27 protein-coding genes and 1 pseudogene are annotated in these 22,544 nt (G+C 68.9%); 14 read left to right on the top strand and 14 right to left on the bottom strand.

Annotated features, from left to right (window positions below; all coding sequences use genetic code 11):
• The first annotated feature begins 22 nt into the window (after positions 1-22).
• Positions 23-595, top strand: coding sequence for a LuxR C-terminal-related transcriptional regulator (locus tag EV644_RS39410; RefSeq protein WP_241999350.1), 573 nt, complete (start codon positions 23-25; stop codon positions 593-595).
• Here EV644_RS39410 and EV644_RS39405 read toward each other — a convergent pair.
• From EV644_RS39405 to EV644_RS39395, 3 genes are all read right to left on the bottom strand, one after another.
• The gene (locus tag EV644_RS39405) at positions 541-1,215 is read right to left on the bottom strand and encodes a helix-turn-helix domain-containing protein (protein ID WP_199240280.1); all 675 of its coding nucleotides are present in this window, start codon (positions 1,213-1,215) and stop codon (positions 541-543) included. The genes EV644_RS39410 and EV644_RS39405 overlap by 55 nt on opposite strands.
• Before the next feature lie 145 nt (positions 1,216-1,360).
• Positions 1,361-2,107: an alpha/beta hydrolase gene (locus tag EV644_RS44930; RefSeq protein WP_158293071.1), complete on the bottom strand. Its 747-nt coding sequence runs from the start codon at positions 2,105-2,107 to the stop codon at positions 1,361-1,363.
• Positions 2,108-2,810: 703 nt separating this feature from the next.
• Positions 2,811-3,485, bottom strand: a complete 675-nt coding sequence (locus EV644_RS39395) for a baeRF2 domain-containing protein (RefSeq protein ID WP_132196012.1) — start codon at positions 3,483-3,485, stop codon at positions 2,811-2,813.
• Positions 3,486-3,701: 216 nt separating this feature from the next.
• Between EV644_RS39395 and EV644_RS39390 the strand changes: the two genes are divergently transcribed.
• Positions 3,702-4,073 carry a proteasome activator gene (locus EV644_RS39390; protein ID WP_132196010.1) on the top strand — a complete coding sequence of 124 codons (372 nt, stop codon included), beginning with the start codon at positions 3,702-3,704 and terminating at the stop codon, positions 4,071-4,073.
• A 711-nt stretch (positions 4,074-4,784) separates the two neighbouring features.
• On the top strand, positions 4,785-5,681 hold the full coding sequence (locus tag EV644_RS39385; RefSeq protein WP_158293070.1) for a universal stress protein: 897 nt from the start codon (positions 4,785-4,787) through the stop codon (positions 5,679-5,681).
• Between the two features lie 127 nt (positions 5,682-5,808).
• On the opposite strand, the gene EV644_RS39380 is transcribed toward EV644_RS39385, so the two are convergent.
• Positions 5,809-6,126 carry a hypothetical protein gene (locus EV644_RS39380; protein ID WP_132196006.1) on the bottom strand — a complete coding sequence of 106 codons (318 nt, stop codon included), beginning with the start codon at positions 6,124-6,126 and terminating at the stop codon, positions 5,809-5,811.
• Positions 6,127-6,434: 308 nt separating this feature from the next.
• Between EV644_RS39380 and EV644_RS44925 the strand changes: the two genes are divergently transcribed.
• From EV644_RS44925 to EV644_RS39350, 7 genes are all read left to right on the top strand, one after another.
• Entirely contained in the window at positions 6,435-6,584 is a 150-nt protein-coding gene (locus tag EV644_RS44925; protein WP_158293069.1) for a hypothetical protein, read from the top strand.
• Positions 6,585-7,296: 712 nt separating this feature from the next.
• Complete coding sequence (locus EV644_RS39375) at positions 7,297-8,043, top strand: protein kinase family protein (protein ID WP_132196004.1); 747 nt, start codon at positions 7,297-7,299, stop codon at positions 8,041-8,043.
• A gap of 288 nt (positions 8,044-8,331) precedes the next feature.
• On the top strand, positions 8,332-8,760 hold the full coding sequence (locus EV644_RS39370; RefSeq protein WP_241999349.1) for an Hsp20/alpha crystallin family protein: 429 nt from the start codon (positions 8,332-8,334) through the stop codon (positions 8,758-8,760).
• A 73-nt stretch (positions 8,761-8,833) separates the two neighbouring features.
• The gene (locus tag EV644_RS39365; protein WP_199240279.1) at positions 8,834-9,289 is read left to right on the top strand and encodes a DUF2267 domain-containing protein; all 456 of its coding nucleotides are present in this window, start codon (positions 8,834-8,836) and stop codon (positions 9,287-9,289) included.
• Positions 9,290-9,536: 247 nt separating this feature from the next.
• Positions 9,537-9,743 carry a hypothetical protein gene (locus EV644_RS39360; protein WP_132196000.1) on the top strand — a complete coding sequence of 69 codons (207 nt, stop codon included), beginning with the start codon at positions 9,537-9,539 and terminating at the stop codon, positions 9,741-9,743.
• 77 nt (positions 9,744-9,820) lie between these two features.
• Entirely contained in the window at positions 9,821-11,167 is a 1,347-nt protein-coding gene (locus EV644_RS39355; protein WP_199240278.1) for a nicotinate phosphoribosyltransferase, read from the top strand.
• 329 nt (positions 11,168-11,496) lie between these two features.
• Positions 11,497-11,787, top strand: a complete 291-nt coding sequence (locus tag EV644_RS39350; protein WP_132195998.1) for a hypothetical protein — start codon at positions 11,497-11,499, stop codon at positions 11,785-11,787.
• 80 nt (positions 11,788-11,867) lie between these two features.
• On the opposite strand, the gene EV644_RS39345 is transcribed toward EV644_RS39350, so the two are convergent.
• From EV644_RS39345 to EV644_RS39335, 3 genes are all read right to left on the bottom strand, one after another.
• The gene (locus EV644_RS39345; protein ID WP_132195996.1) at positions 11,868-12,059 is read right to left on the bottom strand and encodes a hypothetical protein; all 192 of its coding nucleotides are present in this window, start codon (positions 12,057-12,059) and stop codon (positions 11,868-11,870) included.
• Positions 12,056-13,534: an HAD family hydrolase gene (locus EV644_RS39340; RefSeq protein ID WP_132195994.1), complete on the bottom strand. Its 1,479-nt coding sequence runs from the start codon at positions 13,532-13,534 to the stop codon at positions 12,056-12,058. Before EV644_RS39340 ends, EV644_RS39345 begins: the two co-directional genes overlap by 4 nt.
• Positions 13,535-14,253: 719 nt before the next feature.
• Complete coding sequence (locus tag EV644_RS39335; RefSeq protein ID WP_241999348.1) at positions 14,254-14,685, bottom strand: archease; 432 nt, start codon at positions 14,683-14,685, stop codon at positions 14,254-14,256.
• Positions 14,686-14,997: 312 nt separating this feature from the next.
• On the opposite strand from EV644_RS39335, the gene EV644_RS46910 reads away from it, so the two are divergent.
• The 4 genes and pseudogenes from EV644_RS46910 to EV644_RS39325 all read left to right on the top strand — a co-directional run.
• The gene (locus tag EV644_RS46910; RefSeq protein WP_241999355.1) at positions 14,998-15,276 is read left to right on the top strand and encodes an RtcB family protein; all 279 of its coding nucleotides are present in this window, start codon (positions 14,998-15,000) and stop codon (positions 15,274-15,276) included.
• Positions 15,182-15,751, top strand: coding sequence for an RtcB family protein (locus EV644_RS47370; protein WP_255511456.1), 570 nt, complete (start codon positions 15,182-15,184; stop codon positions 15,749-15,751). Before EV644_RS46910 ends, EV644_RS47370 begins: the two co-directional genes overlap by 95 nt.
• Positions 15,752-15,761: 10 nt before the next feature.
• Entirely contained in the window at positions 15,762-16,415 is a 654-nt protein-coding gene (locus tag EV644_RS47365; protein ID WP_255511455.1) for an RtcB family protein, read from the top strand.
• Positions 16,416-16,567: 152 nt separating this feature from the next.
• Positions 16,568-16,903 (top strand): annotated as a pseudogene (locus EV644_RS39325) (CBS domain-containing protein); the annotation flags it as partial.
• A 92-nt stretch (positions 16,904-16,995) separates the two neighbouring features.
• Here the strand turns inward: EV644_RS39325 and EV644_RS39320 are convergent.
• The 7 genes from EV644_RS39320 to EV644_RS39295 form a co-directional block, all read right to left on the bottom strand.
• Positions 16,996-18,333 carry a phosphoribosyltransferase family protein gene (locus EV644_RS39320; protein WP_132195992.1) on the bottom strand — a complete coding sequence of 446 codons (1,338 nt, stop codon included), beginning with the start codon at positions 18,331-18,333 and terminating at the stop codon, positions 16,996-16,998.
• Positions 18,334-18,478: 145 nt separating this feature from the next.
• The gene (locus EV644_RS45730; RefSeq protein WP_199240276.1) at positions 18,479-18,775 is read right to left on the bottom strand and encodes a sigma 54 modulation/S30EA ribosomal C-terminal domain-containing protein; all 297 of its coding nucleotides are present in this window, start codon (positions 18,773-18,775) and stop codon (positions 18,479-18,481) included.
• The gene (locus tag EV644_RS45725) at positions 18,772-19,314 is read right to left on the bottom strand and encodes an HPF/RaiA family ribosome-associated protein (protein WP_199240274.1); all 543 of its coding nucleotides are present in this window, start codon (positions 19,312-19,314) and stop codon (positions 18,772-18,774) included. Before EV644_RS45725 ends, EV644_RS45730 begins: the two co-directional genes overlap by 4 nt.
• Positions 19,315-19,635: 321 nt before the next feature.
• Positions 19,636-20,139 (bottom strand): flavodoxin domain-containing protein, encoded by a 504-nt coding sequence (locus EV644_RS39310; protein ID WP_132195990.1) that lies wholly within the window; start codon positions 20,137-20,139, stop codon positions 19,636-19,638.
• 21 nt (positions 20,140-20,160) lie between these two features.
• Positions 20,161-21,069, bottom strand: a complete 909-nt coding sequence (locus EV644_RS39305; protein ID WP_132195988.1) for a universal stress protein — start codon at positions 21,067-21,069, stop codon at positions 20,161-20,163.
• Positions 21,066-21,542 carry a GyrI-like domain-containing protein gene (locus EV644_RS39300; RefSeq protein WP_132195986.1) on the bottom strand — a complete coding sequence of 159 codons (477 nt, stop codon included), beginning with the start codon at positions 21,540-21,542 and terminating at the stop codon, positions 21,066-21,068. The genes EV644_RS39305 and EV644_RS39300 overlap by 4 nt, the downstream gene beginning before the upstream one ends.
• Before the next feature lie 14 nt (positions 21,543-21,556).
• Positions 21,557-22,432, bottom strand: coding sequence for a universal stress protein (locus EV644_RS39295; protein WP_132195984.1), 876 nt, complete (start codon positions 22,430-22,432; stop codon positions 21,557-21,559).
• Positions 22,433-22,544: the final 112 nt, after the last annotated feature.

The raw sequence follows: 22,544 nt of genomic DNA, 5'->3' as shown, positions 1-22,544 counted from the left end.
CTGCCGGGAGATCCGGTCGGCGATGGACGCGCCGCCCGCCTGCCTGATGCTGACGTCGTTCTCCGACGACGAGGCGCTGTTCACCTCGATCATGGCCGGCGCGTCCGGGTACTTGCTGAAGCAGCTGAGCGGCACCGATCTGGTCGGCGCCGTACGGCGGCTGGCGGCGGGGGAGTCGTTGCTCGACCCCGCGATGACGACCGCCGTACTCGAGCGGCTGCGGCATCCGGCCGAGGAGGACGACGACCCGCGGTACAAGTCGCTGACCGAGCAGGAGCGCATGATCCTCGACCTGATCGCCGAGGGCAAGACGAACCGGCAGATCGCCCAGATCCTGTTCCTGGCGGAGAAGACCGTGAAGAAACTACGTGTCCGGCCTGCTCCGCAAGCTGGGCATGGAGCGCCGCACCGAGGCGGCCGTCTACGCGGTCGAACGCACCAAACAACGTCCACCGCACTGATTGAGTCGTCATCGGATCCAGAGTCGCCGATCGGCAGGATGACGCACCAGAGTCGAAGGTCCTCAGTCCGGTCGGTGCCTCACCATGCGCGGATGCGGCGTCCATGGACCTGCTCCGGTGTGATCACGAGGTAGACCTCACGGTCTCCGCCGGCCCAGGGCTCGACAGTCAGGGTCGCGCGCAGCTTCTCCGACTCCTCCGGCCCTGCCTGCCTGACAGTTCCGGAGATCAGGACGCTCCAGCCTTCATGCATGCCTTCGTCGATGCGATCGACCTCGAAGGCCACCGGGCCGGTGCCGTACCGCCCGATCGCGGTCGTCGGCGCAGTACGGAAGACCACTGAGCCATCGTGGATCGCGAAGTTGACCGGTACGACGCTCAGCCGGCCGCCGAGCTCGAAGGCGACCCGTCCGACGCCACCGGCCTCGATCAACTGCCGGCACTCCTGCTCCCGCAGGTCGTCCAGGACCGGGTGCAACGCGGCGCGGCCGTGGCCCGGAGGACGGTTCGGCTGCGACCCCAAGAGATCGGTGATGCTGGTGTCGAGCGCATCGGCCAACCGGATGAGCGCACCCGCCGTCATCGCGACTGGCGCGCTCTCAACGCGATCCAGGTAGGTCGGCTCCATCCGCGCCCGGGTCGCGACCTCTTCGCGGCTGAGGCCCAGCGCGCCACGGCGCCGCCGGACCCGTCGGGCCAGGTCACCGCCGGTCGCGTCGGGACCGCTGCCGGTCCGCTCCTTCTCGCTCATCATGGGTCGCCTCCGGTTGTCTGCGTAGGTTCCCATCACACCGGACCGGTACCCCCAGCAGCAGAGCCATCCGCCCCTCACCGGTGGGACGAATGTCCTCATTGGAGGCGGCTGATCGGATTTGTTCGGTCATGGGGTGGGCTCGATCTCATCGAGGTGGAGGGCGTTGGCGAGGAAAATGGTGACGTTGTGTTCCCACAGCGTGGGGTGGCTGTTGAGCGCGGCGGTGTGGCCGGTGTTGGGGACGATCCACAGGTCGACTGTGGCGGGAGGCGGATTGGATGTAGCGGCCTGCGTAGCTTTCGTCAGGCTTGTCGCCGCCGGCGATGAGCAGCACCGGGCGCGGCGCGGCTGCGGCGACGGCGTCTCGCAGTGCGATCGGTTGCTCAGCGGCGGTGAGGAGGTCGGTGATGCCATAGGTCAGCCAGCCCAGACCTTCCTGCATAGTGCCGTGCCAGCCGTATTCGTCCGAGAGCCAGGCCGTGTGGGCGCTGACCCGGTTGGTCGCACCCTCGGCGACGACAGCACGGATCCGTCCGTCGTGAGCGGCGGCACCGATCGCCTCCTCGCCTCCCATGGACAGTCCGACGGCAGCAATCAGTTCGTCGTTCACGGTCGGCTGGGTCTGGAGGAACGAGACGGCTGCGGAGACGTCCTGGTCGCCGTACCAGCCGAAGTCCATGGCGCGGCCGTCGCTGCGACCGTGGCCTCGGGCATCGAAGAGGAGCACGCCGTACCCGTGGCGTGCCAGTACGACGGCGTGCTCGAGGGCGCTCGATCTGGTGGACCCCGCCCCGTGCACCAGGACGACGGCGGCGCGGTTCCTCGACGGGATGTACCAGCCGGCCAGGCTGACCCCCTCAGAAGTAGCGAACCTGACTTCGCTGAAGGACAAGCCACGATCAGCCGGAGTAGTCGCCCCGACCGCTGTCGGGGGGCACGTTCGTCGCAGCGACGGCCTGACCGATCGCGCGGGCACCAGGGACCGAACGAGCGAGCCGGTCGAGTCTGGGTACGACGAGGGTGTCGCATCACCGGAGTCGCCACGCCAGGCCAGCTCGAGAAACGCCAGCGCTCGGTCGGAGTCCAGCTCGTCGGGGACGAAGGTCCTTTCGAGGCGGCGGGTTCGGCCTGCGGACTGGGGACTTGTGTACCTGGCCGCGAGCAGATCCGAGTCGGCAGGCTGAGTGGCATCGAGCGGCCGAGGGATCGTCGAGGCTGCGGGGCGGAGAGGGGTCGGTCATGAGACGCAGTCAGGTGATGGTCCAGCGGCCGCGGCGCCCGCGCCGGCCGGCGACGCTCGATCTGCGGACGCCGTCCGGCCGCGTCCTGCCCTTCTGACCTCGGGAAGGTACGGCTCTGACCGTGCGCCGTTCGGTCGGCCGTTCGCCTACCGGCGCCGTGGGCCTGCCGGAGTTGCTGCGTGGGGTGTGGTGCTCGCTGGGCTGGAACCGGTCACCGCCGACGTGCTCAGGGGATGAATCGGCACAGCGCAGCGATGGCGAACGCGTTCGGCCGGTCTGGGACGAGCCGGACCTCTGCGCCGGTCAGCAGTGCGGCCCGGATCGCCACATCCTCGAGGGAGGCCTCGTACGCTTTCAGGCCGGCCCGCTAGAGCGGATCTGGGTCCAACGCGACGTCGGCCGGTCCAGAACCGAACCGGGCCCGGGCTTGTCCTGCCGGGCCGGCGGGCAGCAGTACGCGGACGCGGCGAGCAGCCCTTCGATCTGCTCCGCGACGATCCAGTGTGTCTGTACGGTGACCTGTTCGGCCAGCCGTCCTGCGGGGCCGTCCTCGCTGCGGCCGCCCCGCAGCCGGCGTACCGCCACGTCGGCGTGGATCCACGTCGGCAGGTGTTCCTGGAGGTATTGCATCGCCCGGACGTCACCGGCCGGCAGCAGCATGTGAGCGTCGTAGCGCCGCAACAGCCGGGCGAGAACCTCGGCGACCGCGGCAGCGTTGTGCTCCCAGGAGTCCTCGGCACGGTGCTGGTAGCGCCCCTGGGACCAGCCGCCCGGTGCGTTGCGCTCGATCTCGTCGTCCGGACCCGTCACGGCCGTCGCGAGTGGTTCAGCACTTCCGGCGGCGTACACGGAAAGGTCCGCGCCGGTCCGGTCAAGCACCGCCAGCACCCGGGCCGGATGCTCCTGCTCCCAGGCCAGCAGCGGCCTCAGGTGCGGCAGGGCGCTGCACTGGGCCAGGTCCGGCACCTCCGCGCCCGGAAGGGCTACGGTCAGTGTGACTTCGGTGCCGACCGCGAACCCAGCCAGCACTCCCGGCCCGGGCGTCGTCGATGCCGTTCAGGATCGTCATGGCTGTCACCTCCTGGGGTTACAGCTCAGCCCGGGCGGCGCCGCGGAGAACAGGGGACAAGTGCCCATCGGTGTGTACCGAACGGCACCGCGGAGCCGCGGTTTTCGCCTCTGCCACCAATCGTCGCCCGGCGGAATGGTGGCAGCAGAGGACGAGCGCGGACCAGGGAGGACGCAATGACGACAGGGGCCACCCGGACGGGACGGAGGCAGGCGACGTCCGACGTCACCGATCCCGTGCTGTTCATCCGTCTGTTCGAGATGCTGACCGATGTCCGACGCGAACTCGGCCGCGGGGACCTCGACGCAGCAGCCCGCCTCCGCGCAGCACTGCTGCTGACGGAGGCCCGAGGCCGGTTGCGGGACGCCCTGTCGCCTGCCGTCACCGCCGAGTTCGAGCGCATGGAACCAGGCCTCGCCGACGAGCCGACCGTCGCCGAGCCGAGGCTCGCGTACCGCGGCACACTCGCCTGGCTCGCTGGCCTCTCCTGGCTGCCCAAAACCCAGCCACCGAGCGGGGCGGGAGGGACATCAAAAGCTGACGGCTAACTGACCTGTTCGGCACAGCGTCACGCCGAATGTTACGAGCCGGGCGACCGGCTGTGCCATTCGGCGCGTGACGGCGAAAAGTCATGCACGAGGCCGAGCAGCGCGCCGGTCAGAGCTGCGAACGTGCGGCGGACCGCCTGTCCCGGCAGCCCAGCCACGGGCCCATGTCCACGCACTCGTTCGGCGGGCATCATCGAAGAGGGCCATGGTGCGCGGAGGGGACGATGAACGTAATGCTCCGGCTCGGCCGGATCGCCGGTATCCCGGTGGGCGCGCACTGATCGGTGCTGTCGATGATTCCGGCGGCGATGTCGGATCGGGGCGAGGGTGTTCGTAGAAGGGGTGATCGTCACCGACACGCCGGGGGCTCCACTGCCCTGCGCGAACTCGTTCCCGGCCACAGCGCCGCGTCGTACGGGTTGACCGCGGCGCTAGCCGCGGTTGTCGTCCGCGGGCAGCCGATCGTCAGGGCGGGACCGAGGCTTTCGGACCAGAGGCCTGGGACCTTGGTCCCTGCCGCCGTACCCGGATCACGCGATGCCCTGGAGGTGCAGACGCGCGAAGGCGCGACGTGCGGGACAGTGCAGGTCGCCTATGCGCGCGTGGTGTGCGGTTCGGCCGGCATCGCGCAAGCGATCAGTGCGGAGCCGCGGTGTCGCAGTGATGAGGGCCGACGCGGGTGACTTGAGACGAGCTGAGGAGCTGATCGTGATGACGAATGACATTGTCATCGGTGTCGACGCGGCCTGGCACCGATCCGGTGCTCTTGACTGGGCGCTGCACGAGGCCGTGCTGCGCCGGATGCCGCTGCGTGCGGTACACGTGGTGGACCAGCGGGTGCATACGCATGTCGCGCCGGTGAAGGTCGATGGCCAGCTGATCGTGCCGGCCGTGATTCCCGAGCCCGACAGCCGGCTCGTCGACGAGCTCGAGCAGTACGTCGCCGCCGCGGACCCGGCGCTGGACCTTGGCGCCGATGTCCTGATCGGGGCGCCGGACCGGCGGATGGCCGAACTGAGCGCACAGGCCGAGCTGACGGTTGTCGGCCGGCGCGGCATCGGCGGTTTTGCCCGGCTGCTGATCGGGTCCACCTCGGAATCCGTGGCCAACCACGGCCACGGGCCGGTCGTCGTCGTACCGGACGGCTGGCAGCGGGCCCGGTACGAGCACGCTCCGATCGTCGTGGGAGTGGATGAATACGAGCAGAACGACGCGGCGCTGGAGTTCGCGTTCGAGATGGCAGCCTTGCATCACGTGCCGCTGTGGATGGTGCATGCCTGGGACCTCCCTGCGCCGTATACCTGGGACGCCGCCGCGATCAGCGGCATGCACGATCAGTGGCAGCAGTTGGCCCGGCATCGGCTGGACAGCGTCGCAGAGCAGTGGCAACGCAAGCACCCCGAGGTCCACCTAGACCAGCAACTGCGGCAGTCACACCCCGTGCCCGCTCTGCTCGACACCGCCGAGTCGACCGGCGCCCAGCTGATCGTGATCGGCGGCCGCCACCACCGGATGTCCGGCCTGATGCTCGGGTCGGTCACGCGGGGCGTGTTGCATCACGCCACCGTCCCGGTCGCGGTCGTGCACGAGCGCAGGTCCATCGCCTGAGGCGGCCTCGTTGTGCGACCTGGCGGCGATACAAGACACCCGCCGCCGGACGTGGGCGTCTCGTTCGTACGACCGGACAGCTGGACGTGGCGGGTGTGGGCCTTGCCGAGCTGGATCCGCATCGGGCTCAGCACTCGGCCAGGAGCCGGCCGACGACGTCGTGCGCGTCTTCGAGGTCGCGCCCGAACGTGATCAGCTCGTCCTCGGTCAACGGCAGTAGCAACCGCAGGCCGGGCCACGGCGCGAGGTCGGCGCATGGATCAGAACTGCCGGATGGCTCCCGTGCCTGGTCCTGTGTCGGGTTCTGTGCACGCCGCCTGCCGAAGATGCGCCGGGCGCGCCCCGAACGGGCCGGGCGGGCCGGGCGGACGTGCTGGGAATCTGCGTCGTCCGGCCACGGCCAGGCCCAGAGGAGCCACGGAAAGCCGGACATGAAGGGTGTCATCTGCGGTCACCACCCTGAACTCGGTCGCCGAGCGGGCGACGTCCGGAACATCCACAACGCAATCACGATCCCGCGCGCGGCGCCGCGGCGGCAGTGCGATGGTGCCCGGATCGCAGGGCCAAAGGTCTCCACCGCTACGGGCCCTCAGCCCTGCGCTCTGGTCAGGACTCACGCCCCCGGAGTACTGAGGACCTTGCGCACTGCGGTAGAGAGCGCGGCCTCGGTCAGATGGAATCCCGCCGGGCGGAGCTACCCGAGGCAACAGAGGAATCGCCGGATTCGGGGAGATCTCCGCGGACAACCGTCGGGTGCTGATCCAGGAGTGGCTGGCTGAAGCCGTCACGATGTGGTCATTCGCTGCTCTGATCATCGTGGTCACCGCCGCAGGCGGCGAGACGGCCGCCGCCGAGTGGACCTACCGCGTCACCGCAGTGGCGTTGCTCGAACCGTGGTGCTGACGGCCCTCACCGGCGCCCGCACGCGCGTCGTCTGATTCAAGGCTTTTCCCGTGCTGCTGACCAGCTCGGCGGTGGTGTTGCTGACCGCTAGCCTCGCCTGAGCATCGCCTCGAAGGAGTGGCCTAGATGGATCGGCGTGTCACGCGGCTTGAGTCTCACGCTGATTCGTCGGGTCGTTCGACGTGGCGAAGGTGGACTCACGATCGGGGTGGCGGTGCGCAAGTGGATCCAGGCTCGGCGGGTTACTCGTAGAACGCAGGCAGCACGTCGAGGTAGTCGTCGATCTTCGCGGTTGCCTTGGGCCACTACCTCGATGTGCGTTGACCGGGCGGTGTGAGCGGCCAGAGCATGAGGTCTCGATCCGTGGGACTTTCTTCCCTGCCATGGCTGCCCGCGTTCGAAGACGCTGGATGTAACGGGTCCGGTACGGGTGCGGTACATGATCACCACAGTCCAGATGCCGCCGGTCGCCCGGACAGCGCGGGGCGAGGGCGACCTTCCACCGCGACGGGGATTGTCCAGCCGGTTGTCGTGAGGGGCTGTGGCAGCGACAAGACTTCTGGTGGGGGCGGAGATGACTGGTGGCGAACGTCGTGATCTCGACCACGCGGGGGCAGCGGCCCGTCAAGGGTTCTCGATAGACGGTCGATACCGGCTCGACACCAAGGCGGGCGGCCGAGGCGGCTTCGGCCTGTGGACTGCGAGAGACGAGTTGCTCGCCCGGACGGTTGCGGTGGAATTGTTCGCGCCGGACTCTCCGCGTCGCTGTCAGGTGGCGGCTGCGGTGCGGGCAGCCAGCCGGGCAGTGGATCCGCGACTGGTGCAGATCTATGACGCGAACGATCGGTTCGACCCGCCCTATGCCGTCTCCGAGTGGGTCACGGGTACGCCGCTCCCGGAGATGCTGGCGACCGGGCCGCTCGATGAACTGACCGTCGTCGACGCGATTGGCGAAGTCGCGGCGGCGATCGCTGCGGCCCATCGCGAGGGGGTGGCGCATCTTCGCCTCGTCCCTCGGATGGTGATCCGGGGCGGGGCCGGAATGGTGAAGGTGCGGGGTGTCGCAATCCGGGCGGCGCTGGCCGGTGTGACGGCACGCGACCTCACGCTGGTGGACGCACGAGGTCTCGGAACCTTGCTGTATGCGGGGTTGACCGGTCTGTGGCCGGGAGGCGAGGTGGACGGTCTGCCGCAGGCGCCGGTGCGTAGGTGGCGGTTGTGCACGCCGCGACAAGTCAGGCCAGAGCTCGATCCGGAGCTGGATGGGATCGCCTCCCGCGCGTTGCGTTGCGTTGCGGTCGGATCGCAGGTCGGCACGGCGGACGGCCGTTGCGGTCGCCAGCGGCTGTTGCACACGCGCTGTCGGCCCTGCGGCGGGCGAGTACCCGACCGCGGTGGTCCATGTCGGTGTACTGCGTCGGCGCCATGCCGGCTGATGAGAACCCGCCTTCCGGAGTAACGCCGCCGAACGGACCGGATGTGCGGGAGGTGACCGCAGACACCGAACGCATCGAGATCCCAACCTGACGATGGAGGCGTGCCCTGCGCGCTGTCAGCACTGTGGCCTGTCAGCGGTTAGGGCGGCACCAGCCCCGTCCCTTGTGGGCCAGCTGCGGTCGTCCGGCGCATCGGCTTGCGGTTGTGGGCTTTGGTCCCGAGCAGGGTGGTCGATCGGCCCTGTGTGCGCATCGGCGGTTGCGGTGGGCTGGAAGCACGACGAAATGGCACAGAGAAGGAGGCGGTCGTCGTGACGACATTGGCAAGGCGTGAACGTGGCACGTTCGCCGACATGCTGGACTGGCTGGAGGCGGAGTTCCCGGCATTCCCGGGCTTCCGTCCGTTCAGCGGAGCGCAGATGATCCGGGTCGAGGAGTTCGATGAGGCCGGGCAGTATGTGCTGCGGGCGGAGCTGCCGGGGATCGACCCGGACAAGGACGTCGACATCGCGATCGAGGAAGGCCTGCTGACCGTCAAGGTCGAGCGGCATGAGGAGAAGAAGGAAGGTGGGCGCTCGGAGTTCCGCTACGGGACCTTCACCCGCACGCTGCGGCTACCGACCGGCGCGGCCGAGGACGACGTGAGAGCTACGTACCACGACGGGATCCTGGAGATCAGGGTGCCGATCGCGGAGGCGAGCAAGCCCACGGCGAAGCACATCTCGATCGTCAAAGGCTGAGATCCCACCAGACGGCGGTGGGGCGGTCCGCCCCGAACCGTCCCAGCCGTCCGCGCAGCAAAGGAGGAGACTGATGACCGCCACCAAGGTCGAGGCGTTCGACCACGCAGTGCACACCGCCCAGCTGTGGGTGTCCGGTGTGGCGAAAGAGTTCGGCACCGAGGACCTGCAGTTCGCCTACCGGGTACTGCGGGCATGGCTGCACACGCTGAGAGACCGTCTGACCGTGGAGGCCACCGCTCAGTTCGCGGCACAGCTACCCGAATTGCTGCGTGGCGTCTACTACGACGGTTGGGATCCGCACCGGGTCCCGGTGAAGTACGGCGTCGAGGAGTACCAGCGGCGGTTCGCCGCCGAGGCGATCATCTCGCTGCCGGAGGTACGACGAGCCGCCGCCACGGTCACCGCGGCCATTCACAACCTTGTGTCACCCGGGCAGCTGACACATGTACTGGAGCAACTTCCGCACACACTGCGGCCAGTCCTTGTCGGGCAGGACTGGCCGGGCGGAAGAATGACCCTGGGCTGACGACACCGAGCGCCGGACTGCGGCGCGCGTGCCCGATGACGTGATTCGCCATCAACGAATGATGGCCCGTGAATTGATTTCCAGGGGCCGCTCCATGATGAAGCGTCCGCGCCATGGGTGCCGGGGACGGGGGCTACGGCCCGCGCCGGGTCTGCGCAACGTCTGAGCTGGGTAGCTCGATGCGGGGCTGGTTGGCCGGTTGAGTGACCGAGAGGTCGATGAGAAGGGCGACTGTTAGGGGGTTGCCGTGGATGATCTGCACGGCATGACGACTGAGGAGCTGATCAAGGAGCTGAGCGAGATCGAGGATGCCCTGCGCGAGCAGCGTTCCAGACCAGCGGGCGCACCACTGGATCTCAAGCTGGCTGTCCGGGAAGACCGCATTGTGCAAGAACTGGCGCGTCGCCGCGCCAGCCGTTCGCGAGCACACCCGCCTGGCGATAGGGAGCAGTGAACACGACCGCGCCGGGTGCCGAGCTACAAAGTGGCAGAGCCACCCCACGCCGGGAGCCCGGCAGAAGAATCAGCTCGATGCCGAGGTTTGATCGGGAGGCCACGATGTCCGACGTACTGATCACCGACCTGTACGAGGCCAACATGGCCCTGGCCTATCTCGGCGAGCACATGACCGACCCGGCCACCTTCAGCCTCTTCGTCCGGAACCTGCCCGCTGAGCGCGGCTACCTGGTCGCAGCCGGCCTCGAGCAGGCGCTGTCGTATCTCGAACGGTTCCGGGTCAACGACTCGGATCTGTTGCAGCTCGGATACGCATTCAGCCGTCCAGACGGACTGCTCGGGCGCCTCCGCGACTTGTCCTTCACTGGCGACGTGCTGGCCGTTCCCGAAGGCCGCATCGTGTTCGCGGGCGAGCCGCTCCTGGAGGTCACCGCTCCGCTGCCGCAGGCGCAGCTCGTGGAGTCCTATCTGCTCAACCAGGTCAGCTTCGCAACGGCGCTGGCGTCGAAGGCGGCGCGGAGCATCGTGGCGGCCGGCCAGATCCCCGTCGTCGACTTCTCGTTGCGCCGCGCCCAGGGCGTCGAGGCCGGCATGCAGGCGGTCCGCTCCGGCGCGATCGTTGGGTTCAGCGGGACCAGCAACGTGGCCGCTGCCGCTGCCTATGGAATGCCGGCGGTCGGCACCATGGCGCACTCGTTCGTGGAGGCGTTCGCAGACGAATCGGCTGCCTTCCGTGCGTTCGCCCGGAACGCGTCCGGCCCCGTGATTCTGCTGGTCGACACCTATGACACCGAGCAGGGCGTCCGGCTGGCGGCTGAGGTGCTCCGGCAGTTGCCCGGCGGCCGCGACATCGGTATCAGGCTGGACAGCGGCGATCTGGCCGAGCTGTCCGACACGGCCAGGCGGATCCTTGACGACGCAGGTCTCGAGCGGGCGCGGATCGTGGTGAGCGGAGGTCTTGACGAGTACGCCGTCGAGCGGCTGGTGGTGGCACACGCGCCGATCGATGTCTTCGCTGTGGGCACCTCGGCGGACACGCCTTACCTTGACACGGCGTACAAGCTCGTCGAGTACGCGGGCCGGCCGGTGATGAAGCTGTCGGCGGGCAAAGTCACGTTGCCTGGCCGCAAGCAGGTCTTCCGCGAACCCGAATGGCGGGACGTGATCGCGTGCCGCGATGAGCCGCGTCCGGCGGAGGCCGAACCACTGCTGGAGCCGCAGATGCTCAACGGGGTCCGGGTCGTTCCCGCGCTCGCACCGGATGCTGCGGTGGCCGCAGCCCGGCGGCGATTCCGCCACGACCTCGACCAGTTGCCCGCCCCAGTGCGTCGCATCCAGCGACCCTCGACCGTCGTACCTGTCGTATCTGCGGAACTCGGGCGCCTGACCAACCAGGTCCGGAACCGCCTCACCACCCGCTGAGCGCGGAATACAGCCGGAGGGTCATGACCCCCACGAAGCTTGGTCACCGCCGGTGGAGCCTGCCACGACCGAGCCGCGCTGACCTTGGGACTGATGACCTGACCGGCCGAGGACCTTCGGCCCAAGTGCTCGGGCTGTGCGGGTGATGCAGTGTGGCACTGAGGCCCTGTCGATTCCGGATGGCCAGGTCTGGGGGTGTGCCAGAGGCAGCGGGCCCACGATCCCGCCGGTGAACGGGGGCTGCCGGAGGATGGTGAGGTGCTGCGTTCCGTTCTCGCAGAGCCCAGCAGCGATCCGGGCGGACCGGGCCGAGTGGGAGGGCAGCCCCGATGACGACACGCACCGACAACGCATCCGACACCGCAGTCGAGCTCCACGCCGATGTGGAGACTTACTACGACAACGGCACCTGGCACACCCGGCGTTGCGACAGCGCCGAGCCGTTCGCGTCCGGAGCCAGCCGAGTACGGCTGATCGCGATCGGGGTCGAGGTCGCCCGCTGGAACGGTCTGCGCCACATCATCCGAGACACCGACGGCAACATCGTCGAGGTCAACAGGTACGTGACCGGCCCGTACCCGAGCCGGTCACCCGTCACGCGCGAGCGCATCGGGCGGTGACTGGCACTGTCCGGACGCGGAGCGTGCGGACTGGGCCACAATCCGCCCGCCTGCCTATTCGCGGCCGCCGCATGATTGGCTCACGCGCCGCCGAGACGGTAGCTGGCCTCGATGTAGTCCACCAGGCGGTCTCGCGCGTGGTCGATGTCCAGGGCCCGGTGCCTCAAGAGATTCCGCTCGAGGGCGGCCGCGAGGTCGGCAAGGCGGCGGTCCTGGATCGTGCCGGTGAACCATCGGGAGAAGTCGCCGCGGGTGAGGTGGAACTCGATCACCTTCGGGTCGGCCTTGGCGAGGCGGCGGGCGAAGTCCTCGACATTGGCGGCCGCACCGGCTGGCCCCTTCTCGGGGAGTAGAACCAGCGATGGCTCGGCAAGGGCTCGGTGACGTACTTGTGCCAGTGCCGCCGGTGCGGCGTGCGCCGGGCAGCGACCACGAACGGCCGCTCCAGGCCACCGGCCTCCCGCAGCGTCGCCGTCGCGGGCTCCTGCTCATACTGGCCCGCGACGACGCGATCCGCCCCAGTGACCGCCAAGGTGAAGTCCACCGCTGCCAGCACGGACGGTGTCAGCTGATCGGGCCGGTACGTGACCAGGCAGTAGCCGCGGTCTTGCGGGCGGAACACGTCGGCTGTGGTGCCGCCCTCGGCGAGCGCCACCTGAGCCTCGTCGACAACGATCCAGTGCGGCAGGCCCGACGTCGCGCGAACCTCGTCGATGACGGCCGCCAGCGTCCGCAGGTAGTCGAACTTCGCCGGCTCGCTGACTCCGGACAGGTCCACGACCACCGACAGCGCGTGCTGACGTACGATGGTCAGCAGCTCGGGAACACTCGGCAGCCCGTGCTCCCCGATGACGACGGTGTTGTGCAGCCGATCGAGCCCGATGTGATCGCCCTCCATGTCCAGCACCATCACGGTGTACCCGGCCGACACCCACTGCTCCACGAGCAGGCCAGCCAGATGCGACTTGCCGGCCCCGGTGGGTCCGCAGACCAGGATGTTCGCTTGTGCTCCCGGCACGGTCGCCGGGCTGCCGTCGGAGAACCGGCCGATCGCGACCCGGCGCCGCGCCGGCCGGATCAAGAGTTCTCCGGTGACCAGCGGGCCGGTGAGCAGCGACACCACACCGCAGCCGTCCGGTTCATCGAGCACCAGGTCGGCGTGCTGGCGCAGCGACGGCACCGCGTTCGCCACCGCGACACCGACCTCCGCCGCCTCGAGCAGCGCCAGGTCGTTCTCGGCGTCGCCCACCGCGATCGCGTTGTGGGGTGAGATGCCGAGCTCACCCAGGGCGGCCAGCAGGCCCGTTCCCTTGGAGACGCCCGCGGGCAGCACCATCAACGCCGACCGGTTACGCAGCAGCTGGCAGTCCAGCCCGAGCTCGTCGACCGCGTGATGCACCGCGTCCGCATCGGCAGCCTCGCACGCCAGCACCACCCGGCCACGTCGCACCGGCACGCCTCGCTTCGCCAACCAGTCGGCGAGCAACACGTCGACCGGCCGGGCAAGCTCGCGAACCTCGTCACCAATCAGCAACACCGCACCGTTCTCAGCGACAACAGCATCGAACTCACAGGCCACCTTGCCGAACTCGTCCTCGAGCTCTGCCTGGATCCGCCCCGTGACCAGCACCATCGCCAGCCCGCCGTCGCGTCCGTCACGAACCGCGGCCATTGCTTCGGACGACAGCCCACCATCGGCAACCGTTCCGTCCAGATCGAGCGCCACCGCCTGCACAAAGCCCCCCATCACAGCTCACCGTGCCCAACACCCGATGCCCCCAGCGACATCGGCAAATGCGCAATCACAGCTCGCGGTTGCCGCCACATGATTGCCTCCCTCGGTGCCGGGCCCCCCACCTCTCCCAGCCCACCGTCGCTCGACTGAACAGGACAGGGCCAAGTGGGAGCGAGGAGGGGGGACCTTCGACCTGACCGCCCAGTCGACAAGCGCGGAGTCGGACCTCGAGATGGTCACCAGGATCGCCCGGGCAGATGGTCGGTCGCTTGGGGCATATCCGCGCAGCTCGGCCCCGCTCACCGTGTTGCCGCCACCTGAGCACGAACAGGTCCCGGGTGGACGGCACCGGCCGTCGCCGGCCACCCGGGAGCTGGTCGACTCCGAGGCACGCCGGCTCGTCGGCGGGCTCCCGAACCCGTGACGAACACCAAGCACATGCCGCAGCCAGACTCCCGGAGGCTCTTGTGGCGGGTCGCAGCGGCGACGCGCTGCCGACGCCGGAGGGCCTGCCCGATTAGGGACTTTGGTGCCTGTCGGCGACGGTGCGGCTCGACCACGATAAGTATTGCCTGCGGGGCGCGCGAGGGAGTCGAAAGACTGAGAGGCCGGACGGTTGAAAGATCGACGGCGACCTCCAGCCACCTGATCCGGACAATACCGGCGAAGGGAAAACGTCTCGCAGGTTTCTCGTTGTGTCCATGTCGATGACGCGTCGTCAGTTGGTCCGCTCAGACATCGAGCGTCACTGAGCAGAACCATCCGCCCGGTGAGGCGGCGAGTGTCAGTTCATGCAACGACACGGCCGTCGGCACCGCGCCGACCTGCGGCAGCGCTTCGGCGCCGATCGTGGCGAACCGGACGCCGACAGTCGCGTCCAGCGGCACGAGCTCGACATCGACTGGCACCTCCCCGCTGGTCTCCATCAGGTAGACGACCTCCTCCAGCACGGCGACCAGGAGGTCGACGTCGCTGCTAGCCGTCAGCTGGAAGTGGTGCGTCCCGGTTGGGTGTGCGGCGGAGACGTCCAAGAAGCTCTCGACAGTACCGAGCACCGCCTCGGCGATGCACCGCTCACGACTGCCCGCCCAGGCATCGACCCGCAGGTCGGCGGTATGCGGCATTGTCCGATGTCCCGCCATCTGCGTCCTCGGCTGGTCCATCCGCATTCCTCTCGTGGCCATCCATTCATCTCACCGTCTCGTATGTACCGGGATGATGAAAGGCTCCCCAGACCAGGACGTCCGGCCCCGAACTGCGGCCGCGATCGCGACTGGAATCGCGCGAGTGAGGCCAGGTCGGTGGCAATGGAGTGGCGGTGCAGCATGCATTTCGAACCGCCGCACACGTCTGGCAGCCACGCCAGCTCGCGGCAGTCGAGCTTGGGTCAAGCGAGGGTTCGATTCCCTCGGCGGCAGCAGTCCACCGGCGCTGTGGCGCCGTCCGTCTGGTGAACGGCTCGAGGGGGGACGGAGATGAGGATTGTCGAGGAGACGCCGTATCGGTTGCGGATCGAGCCGGAGGGCCGGATGCGGGTGGCCGGCATCGTCTTCGCCTCTCGAACCCTGCTACCGCACGCGGAGCAGGACAAGGCGCTGCAGCAGGTCTGCAACGTCGCGACGCTGCCTGGGATTGTGGTTGCCTCGTTCGCGATGCCCGATGTGCATTTGGGGGTACGGATTTTCGATCGGAGGTGTGGCCGCCACAGACGTTGCACAGGGTGGCGTGGTGTCGCCTGGAGGGGTCGGTTTTGACATCTGGTGCGGGGTCAGGCTGCTGGCGGCCCGTGACTTGAACCGGTGCGAGGTTGCGTCGCACCTGAGTACCATCATGGACAAGCTGGACCGGGCCACGCCGCGCGGCGTCGGCCGTGGTGCAGTGTGGCGGCTGCAGGGCCGCGACGAGCTCGAGCAGGTGCTTCGGGGTGGGGCCCGGTATGCCGTGGCGCAAGGAGACGGCGGACTGCGGGATCTCGAACGCTGCGAGGACAGTGGTGCGGTCTCCGACGCGGATCCGGGCCAGGTCAGCGACCGGGCGTTCGAGCGTGGCCTGGAGCAGGTCGGCAGTCTCGGCTCCGGCAACCACTTCCTCGAGGTTCAGGTCGTCGACGAGGTGTACGACGAGGTCGCCGCCGAGACGATGGGCCTGGCACGGGACCAGGTCTGCGTGATGATTCACTGCGTTCGCGTGGTCTCGGCCATCAGATCTGCACCGACCATGTCCGGCTGATGTGCAAGCGATGAACAGGTACGGCATCTGGGTGCCCGACCGCCAGCTCGCGTGTGCCCCTGTCGACTCGCCGGAGGGCCGGGCCTACCTCGGCGCGATGGCCGCATCGGCCAACTACGGCCGGGCCAACCGGCAACTGCTGAGCCAGGCGGTACGCCGCGTGTTCGCCACCGAAACCGGTGCGTCGCTCGACCTCGTCTACGACGTCTCGCACAACCTGGCCAAGCTCGAGGAACACGACCTCGACGGTGTGCCCCGGACGCTGTGCGTGCACCGCAAGGGTGCGACTCGCGCCCTGCCGCCCGGGCACCCCGACCTTCCGGAGCCGCTGCGGGCCGTCGGCCAGCCGGTGCTGATCCCAGGCACCATGGGCACCGCGTCGTATGTTCTGACCGGTGTGCCGGGCGGTCCGCGTTCGCTCCACCGCCCACGGTGCGGGCCGCGTCGCCAGCCGGCACCAGGCGGCGCGATCGGTAACGGGCAGCAGTTGCGCGACGACCTCGAGAAGCGCGGCATCATGGTCCGCGGTTCGTCGTGGCGCGGCCTCGCCGAGGAAGCACCGACGGCGTACAAGGACGTCACCGAGGTCGTCGCTACCAGCCACCGCGCCGGGCTCGCCCGTCCAGTCGCCCGCCTCGTGCCCATCGGCGTGGTCAAGGGCTGAGCGAGAGTGGGCGGGATCGGGCGGCGTGACGTTCGTGGAGTGCGGCCGCTCCGTCGATCGGGGACCTTCGGCCCTGACGGTGACGGCGTGTGGACCGCAGCCTGGAGGTCTAGGACTCGACACCGGAATGGAGGACCACCGCGCGAGACATCATGCATGTCGGTGCCACCTGCATCGGCGAACACGACAGCCTGGAAGTGGCTGCACAGCGGATGCGAGAGCTGGAAGTCGGCGCGCTCCCGATCTGCGGAGACGACGATCGCCTGCATGGCATCATCACCGACCGCGACATCGTAACGAAGTGCGTCGCCCTCGGCGGTGACCCTCGTACGACGACCGCCGGTGAGCTGGCCCAGGGCGTGCCCTACCTCGTTCGTTCCGACACCGGGATCGAGTACGTGCTCGAGGTGATGGATGAGCATCGGGTCCGCCGGGTGCAGGTCCTGGAGGACGACCGGCTGGTTGGCATGATCAGCGAAGCCGACCTGGCCCGCCATCTCCCCCGACGCCACGGTGGCCGCTTCGTCGAGGCGATCTGCGCGAGGGGCTGGCGTCGGCTGAGGCTCGGCCGGCAGGTCGCTCAACTCGTCGAGCTCGACGGCGCGTTGGTCAGGTGCGACGCGAACCAGTCGCGGGCCATCGCCGCGACCTGCTGGAGTGCACCCGGCTCCTCGAACAGGTGGGTTGCTCCCGCAACGACCGCGAGCTCGCTCTCGCACGGCATGGCCGCCTGCGCGCGGCGGTTGAGCTGGAGGACGAGATCGTCGTGACCGCCAACGATGAGCAACGTCGGCGTCATCACCGCATCCAGCCGCTGGCCGGCGAGATCGGGTCTGCCTCCACGCGAGACCACCGACCGGACATCGGCGCGTGGGTCGGTCGAAGCCCACAGCGCCGCCGCCGCACCGGTGCTCGCCCCGAAGTACCCGATCGGGAGCCCGGCGGTCTCCGGCCGGGTACTCAGCCAGGAGGTGACATCGACGAGCCGGTGCGCGAGCAGTCCGATGTCGAAGACGCGGTCCCGGTCGAGTTCCTCGTCCGGGGTGAGCAGGTCGAACAACAGCGTGCCGAGGCGGGCCTCGTTCAGAACCGAGGCGACGTAGCGATTGCGGGGGCTGTGCCGGCTGCTGCCGCTGCCGTGTGCGAAGACGACCACGCCGACGGGCTCCTCGGGGACGAACAGATGCCCGGACAGCCGGACGCGGTCCGCGACGACGGTGACGTCCTTGTCGCACAACGGCGGGTCGGATCCGCCGACGGCGGCGACCGCCGGCTCCGGGCGCTGTTGTGCCGCCCGGTGCAGCAACTCGGTGACCTCCTGGTCGGAGGTCTGCGGGAACTGGCGATACCACTGTCCTACTGAGGCGAACCAGGCTGGCGTCTCCAGGCAGACCACCTCGTCCGCGTCCTCGCGGAGGGCGGTGAGAGCGTCGGCAGCACCCACCGGCACCGCGATGACAACTCTCGCGGCGCCTTGCGCCCGCGCGACCTGACACGCGGCCCGGGCGGTGGATCCGGTGGCTACGCCGTCGTCGACGATCAGCGCGGTCCGGCCGGTCAGTGGGATCCGGTCGCGCCCGGCGCGGAACCTGGTCACCCGGCACCGCAGCTCGGCCCGCTCGGAGCGTTCGAGTGCGCTCAGCTCCGCCGAGGTCACCCGCGCCTCACCTCTGATCCGTTCGTTGATCACCCGCACGTCGCCCTCGCCGATCGCTCCCAACGCAAGCTCGGGCTGGTGGGGCACGCCGAGCTTGCGCACCACGATCACGTCCAGGGGCGCCGCCAGAGCGCGGGCGACCTCGAACGCGACCGGTACACCGCCCCGCGGCAGCCCCACAACCACCACGTCCTCACCACGCAGCGAGTCCAGTCGCCGAGCCAGCCGACGTCCCGCCTCCGTGCGGTCGATGAATGGCATCGTCTGCCTCCTTCCGGCATCCCGATCCCGGTCGCGCAGGACCACGAATGACAGCGTGCAACTCCGGGCCCACCCGCGGATAGGGGCGCTGGTCACCTGAGGCCAAGTCCTGGGTCCATCCGGCGGTGGCCGTCGAGATCGTGCATCAGCTCACAGGGGACGGACCGGGTCGGCTATCTTCTGGTTCGTCCGCCGGAATGATGAGCCCATAGTGACCGTCATCGCGGTGGTAGAGCACGGCGCAACGGTTCCTGTCGGCGTCGCGGAAGAACAGGATTGGCAGGTCCAGCAGATTGAGCCGCGCCACGGCGTCGGCGACGGTCAGCGACGGCGCGGGCTGCGTGCTGATGGTCAACGGCAGCCGGAAGGTCGCCAGTTGGTGCGGTCCTGGGGGCGTCATCATCGCGAGCCGGTAACCAGTCTCGCCGCCGCGATAGATCACCGCGCGTCCTGGCCGGTTCCGGACTCGGTGAAGAGGTGGAAGTCGTAGCCGAGCATCTCCATCTCGCGCGCCGCGTCGTCGATCGTGCAGCGATGCAAAGTGAAGGACTTGTGCCGGACGATCTCGCGCTCTTGTGCAGGACGCGGGTACCAGTGATGACGGTGGGCGTGCTCGGACTCGTGCCGCCACTCGTGTGGCTCGGTCGACGGCATCCCGCCGCGCCGGGCTTCCCAGTGCTGGGCGATCCGTTCCACCCGGTGCCGCAGCCGGTCCTCGAGCCGGTCGATCGCTTCCTGTGCGGTCGCGCCCTCCGCCCGCGCACGTACCAGTCGGCCGCTGAAATCGAGATTCGCCTGCGCCACTACCGGGTGCTGCACCACCGGATCGCCGTGCCGGGTCACCCGGACCCGCGCCGCCAGCACCGGCCGATGCGTCAGGCGGAGCACGGCACGGATCTTCGCGCGGGCATAGTCGGCCGTGCCCGGCGGCACGTGCCCATCGGTCGACACCTGGATCTGAACTTCGGTGGATGCGGCCATACGCCTGTGATACGACGAGGCGGACCGGCCCCGACAGTGCCGAAAGACCCCGAGCATGATCCCGTTCCGACTCGCACACCTGACCGCAAAGACCAGTACCTCAGCAAGACCCAGCAATCACTGGCGTGGGCGCTGTCGGCCCCTCGCCAGCCACCTGGAGCAACTCGCCACTACCGGCACCCCAAACGACTGACCCACCCCGCGTCACGCGAAGGCCTGGCCGACGTTTGGCACCGTCCTGCGCTGTTGTCCGGAAGTCATCAACGGACGATGAAGTGGCGTCCAGCGCACCGAAATCGCGGCCGTCGTGTTCTCACCTCGTCAAGTTCCCGCTCGAACCAATGTGGTTGAGATGTCGTTGGCCCAGTCGGCGATCCGCTGCCAGTCGCGGGAGTCGCCTGCCAGCTCACCTTTCGCCAGCCTGCGGGCCAGGAATCCTCTCGCCGAGTCCGGATCGAGCCGGCCGGCGAAGGTCATCGCGGGCGCGGCGCCGATTCGGTCGGCGAGCCGTGCGACGTTAGGTGGCATCGTCTGCGGCTGATCCTTGTCGGGGCCGAGCGGGCCGCTGTGGAACAGCCAGACCCGACGGGTGCGCAGTTGGTCCTCGTGCCGGCGCAGGAACTCGACCGCCTCCGGACGCCAGCGGTGTAGGTAGACGGCGCTGCCGAGCACGACGGCGTCGTACTCGCTGACGGCCTTGACATCGGTGATCTCGTGGACGTCGACCTGGTGGCCGGCTTTGCGCAGTTCGGTGCCGATCGCGGCGGCGATACTGGCAGTCGCTCCCATCTTGGTGGCGTAGGTAACCAGTACCTTCCTGGACATCGAAACCCCTTCTCTCTGCTGTTACCGGCGATCTGCGGTGGTGGGGATCACGGCGACGGGACAGGCCGCTTGCTGGAGTACGGCCTGGCTGACCGAGCCGAGTGGCAGGCCGTTGAAGCCGCCGCGGCCGCGGGATCCCAGTACGACGAGTTCGGCGTCGGCCGAGTGATGCAACAGCTGCTCAGCGGGGTGGCCGTCGCAGTAAAGCAGTTGGGCACAGGCGCCGGCCGGCCGGGTCTTGATCGTTGCGAGCAGGTCCTCGGTCACGTTGTGCCCGTCGGAGTGTGGCGGCCGGACGGTGATCACCTGGAGGGAAAGGTTGTGCCGGTTCGCGTGAGCAAGGGCGAAGTCGAGGGCCGCTTCGCTCGCCGCTGACCCGTCGTACCCGGCGACGACCCGATGGGCGGTCTGCCCGGACTGCTGCGGTCGGATCACGACCACAGGGCAGTAGGCGTGCGCCGCCAGCTCGGCGCTGACGGAACCGATCAGCGGGCCGAGGGTCGAATCGGGACCCCCGCTGCCGACCACCAACAGGTCCGCGGTCCGCGACTCGCCCAGCAGGACCGGGAGCGGGTAGCCGGCGACCTTGCCGCCGTCGGCCGGCACCTCGGCCGCGGCCGTGTGGGCGATCTCCAGGGATTCGCGGACGACGTTGTCGGCCATGACCTTCAGATTGAGGAGCAGCTCGCCACAACCTGGTGGCAGCCGCAGGAGTGGCCAGATGAAGGCGTGCACCAGCTTGAGCCGGGCTCGGCGTACCGCTGCTTCGGCGGCGGCCCAGCGGACCGCGGCCTCGGACATGATCGATCCGTCGACGCCGACAACGATGCTCGTGCCGGCCAGGACATCTTTGCCGTTCGTCGCGCTGCGGCGGCCGGGATGCGGCAGCTCGGTGATGTCTGTCCGCGAGTACTCCTGCATGATCGTCATGAGTCGACTCCGGCGAAGGCGATGGGCTGGACCACTTCGGTCCGCCACTCGGGCTGATCCCGGCTCGACGGGTCGTGGTAGGTCTCCCAGGCATCGCCGGTGCGGTAGCCGCCTTCGTCCTGCAGCCAGTTGTCGATTGCCTGGTAGGTCTGCGCAATGGAGTCGTAGGACCCGGCGTGCCAGGCGACAACGGCCCGGCCGCCGGGCAGCGTCGAGGATCGCACGGAGCCGTTCCCGGCGATCCGCACAGAGATCGGGAACCCGGCCTCGACGGCGTACCGGTGGCCGGGCACGGCGTGGCATCGGGTGAAGGGGTAACCCTTGGGAGCGATGCCGTGGGCGCTCAGGTAGGTGGCCACCTCGCCGAAGGCCTCCGCCAGCCACGGCACCAGCTCGTCGCGAGCGACCACGGCTCGGCGTACGGCGGTCCACTGTTCGGTGGTGTCCCGCAGTTCAGGCTGGTCGAGAGGCATGGTGTTCTCCTGGGTCAGCGGACGATCGCGGTCGGGCAGTGGGCGTGGTGCAGCACGCCCTGGCTGACCGAGCCGAGCAACAGGCCGGTGAAGCCGCCGCGCCCGCGGCTGCCGACCACGACGAGGTCTGCGGATTCAGCGGTGCGCAGGATCGCGCGAGCCGCGGGTCCGTTGACCAACCGGGTCTCCCAGTGGACGTCCGGGTGGTCGGATGCGGCGCCGGCCACCGACTCGGCGACGAGCAACCGGCTGGACCCCTGCACGTGTTCGCCGTCGAACTGCAGGATCGAATGTCCGTCCTCCTCGTAGGTGCGGACGGGGCTGGTCCAGGCGTGGACAGCGACCACTTGAGCTTGGAGTGCCTCGGCCTGGTCGAAGGCGAACTCGATCGCCTTGGCCGACGCCTTCGAGCCGTCGACGCCGACGACCACGGTCGGCACCTCGTGCGCCCTGGGACGCAGGTCAGGTGGGATCACCACGACCGGACAGTGTGCGTGGGTGGTCACCTGGACAGCGACCGAACCGATCATCAGCCCGGTCCAGCCGCCGAGTCCGCGAGATCCCAGCACCAGCAGCTCTGCCCGTTCGGTTTCCTCGACCAGTGCTTCGGCCGCGCCGCTCTCCACAGGCAGCGTCTGGACCGTCAGATCGGGGTGCCGCAGGCGGATTCCGTCCGCCAGCACGTTCAGCCCACTCTCCCGGGCGGTGCGCAGGGCGGCGAGGGGTATCACCTTGCCGGGTGACGGACGCGTGAAGACGACCTCGAACGCCTCGACGATCCGCAGCGGTGCATGAAGCCGAGCGGCCTCGGTCGTGGCCCACTGAAGCGCGGTTTGACTTGCCGGCGAGCCGTCATAACCGACGACGACCGGAGCGGACTGTGACGCCATGGTTTCCTCCTTCGACCTTTCACTTCGACTGTCCCGCCAGGTACGGCGGTCCAGCAGGGGCCAAGGTCCTCTCTTCGAAGGCCCCCTGGCGAAGGTCTCGTCCAACAGGGTC

The organism is Kribbella orskensis (genome assembly GCF_004342085.1).
Lineage (GTDB): Bacteria > Actinomycetota > Actinomycetes > Propionibacteriales > Kribbellaceae > Kribbella > Kribbella orskensis.
The sequence above is the reverse complement of the archived record's forward strand: the minus strand, read 5'-3'. Positions and strand labels throughout refer to the sequence as shown.

Excerpts from the sequence above, each read along its gene's own strand:
- EV644_RS39410 (WP_241999350.1), top strand. The coding sequence starts at position 23 with ATGGACGCGCCGCCCGCCTGCCTGATGCTGACGTCGTTCTCCGACGAC.
- EV644_RS39405 (WP_199240280.1), bottom strand. The coding sequence starts at position 1,215 with ATGATGAGCGAGAAGGAGCGGACCGGCAGCGGTCCCGACGCGACCGGC.
- EV644_RS39390 (WP_132196010.1), top strand. The coding sequence starts at position 3,702 with ATGACGACAGGGGCCACCCGGACGGGACGGAGGCAGGCGACGTCCGAC.
- EV644_RS39385 (WP_158293070.1), top strand. The coding sequence starts at position 4,785 with ATGACGAATGACATTGTCATCGGTGTCGACGCGGCCTGGCACCGATCC.
- EV644_RS39380 (WP_132196006.1), bottom strand. The coding sequence starts at position 6,126 with ATGACACCCTTCATGTCCGGCTTTCCGTGGCTCCTCTGGGCCTGGCCG.
- EV644_RS39365 (WP_199240279.1), top strand. The coding sequence starts at position 8,834 with ATGACCGCCACCAAGGTCGAGGCGTTCGACCACGCAGTGCACACCGCC.
- EV644_RS39355 (WP_199240278.1), top strand. The coding sequence starts at position 9,821 with ATGCCGAGGTTTGATCGGGAGGCCACGATGTCCGACGTACTGATCACC.
- EV644_RS39350 (WP_132195998.1), top strand. The coding sequence starts at position 11,497 with ATGACGACACGCACCGACAACGCATCCGACACCGCAGTCGAGCTCCAC.
- EV644_RS39340 (WP_132195994.1), bottom strand. The coding sequence starts at position 13,534 with ATGGGGGGCTTTGTGCAGGCGGTGGCGCTCGATCTGGACGGAACGGTT.
- EV644_RS39335 (WP_241999348.1), bottom strand. The coding sequence starts at position 14,685 with ATGGACCAGCCGAGGACGCAGATGGCGGGACATCGGACAATGCCGCAT.
- EV644_RS46910 (WP_241999355.1), top strand. The coding sequence starts at position 14,998 with ATGAGGATTGTCGAGGAGACGCCGTATCGGTTGCGGATCGAGCCGGAG.
- EV644_RS47370 (WP_255511456.1), top strand. The coding sequence starts at position 15,182 with ATGTGCATTTGGGGGTACGGATTTTCGATCGGAGGTGTGGCCGCCACA.
- EV644_RS47365 (WP_255511455.1), top strand. The coding sequence starts at position 15,762 with ATGAACAGGTACGGCATCTGGGTGCCCGACCGCCAGCTCGCGTGTGCC.
- EV644_RS39320 (WP_132195992.1), bottom strand. The coding sequence starts at position 18,333 with ATGCCATTCATCGACCGCACGGAGGCGGGACGTCGGCTGGCTCGGCGA.
- EV644_RS45725 (WP_199240274.1), bottom strand. The coding sequence starts at position 19,314 with ATGGCCGCATCCACCGAAGTTCAGATCCAGGTGTCGACCGATGGGCAC.
- EV644_RS39310 (WP_132195990.1), bottom strand. The coding sequence starts at position 20,139 with ATGTCCAGGAAGGTACTGGTTACCTACGCCACCAAGATGGGAGCGACT.
- EV644_RS39305 (WP_132195988.1), bottom strand. The coding sequence starts at position 21,069 with ATGACGATCATGCAGGAGTACTCGCGGACAGACATCACCGAGCTGCCG.
- EV644_RS39300 (WP_132195986.1), bottom strand. The coding sequence starts at position 21,542 with ATGCCTCTCGACCAGCCTGAACTGCGGGACACCACCGAACAGTGGACC.
- EV644_RS39295 (WP_132195984.1), bottom strand. The coding sequence starts at position 22,432 with ATGGCGTCACAGTCCGCTCCGGTCGTCGTCGGTTATGACGGCTCGCCG.